Annotated in this window: 1 pseudogene; it reads right to left on the bottom strand. The window is 37.1% G+C overall.

From position 1 onward, the window contains the following. Positions 1-140: 140 nt before the first annotated feature. A pseudogene (locus tag GNY06_RS00025) lies at positions 141-407 on the bottom strand (hypothetical protein); the annotation flags it as partial.

The raw sequence follows: 407 nt of genomic DNA, 5'->3' as shown, positions 1-407 counted from the left end.
GATATGGGTTTTAATATTTGAGATTATTTTTTATTTTTCTAACATGTGTCTTAAATTCTGTCTGTCAATTCCTGCTTAAGCATTGATAAACATTTATTTATGATCTATTTCTACTTCGCTTAGAAGGGACAGAATTTCTTTCAAACTACCTTCTCTTTTGTATAAATAGTGATGATGGCCACTTTTTGGACTTCCCAGTGCCAACATTTGTCCCTGGTTTTCTCACAGAAAAATGCTGTTGGTGGTTTTTGCCTTTTTCTACCCTGATAGCCTAGCTTTTCACCTCCCATTCGGCTTGGGGTGTGGCTGCCGTCCAACTGAACGCTTGACATATTCAATTTTCTTTTATTAAGGAGCGAAAGACCTATCCATGCCTTTCTGAAAGAGCCATCTTTGCTCCATTTATT

Origin of the sequence: Elizabethkingia argenteiflava (genome assembly GCF_009904105.1) — a bacterium.
GTDB lineage: Bacteria > Bacteroidota > Bacteroidia > Flavobacteriales > Weeksellaceae > Elizabethkingia > Elizabethkingia argenteiflava.
Note: the sequence above shows the minus strand (reverse complement) of the source record. Positions and strands in the feature narration are given on the sequence as shown.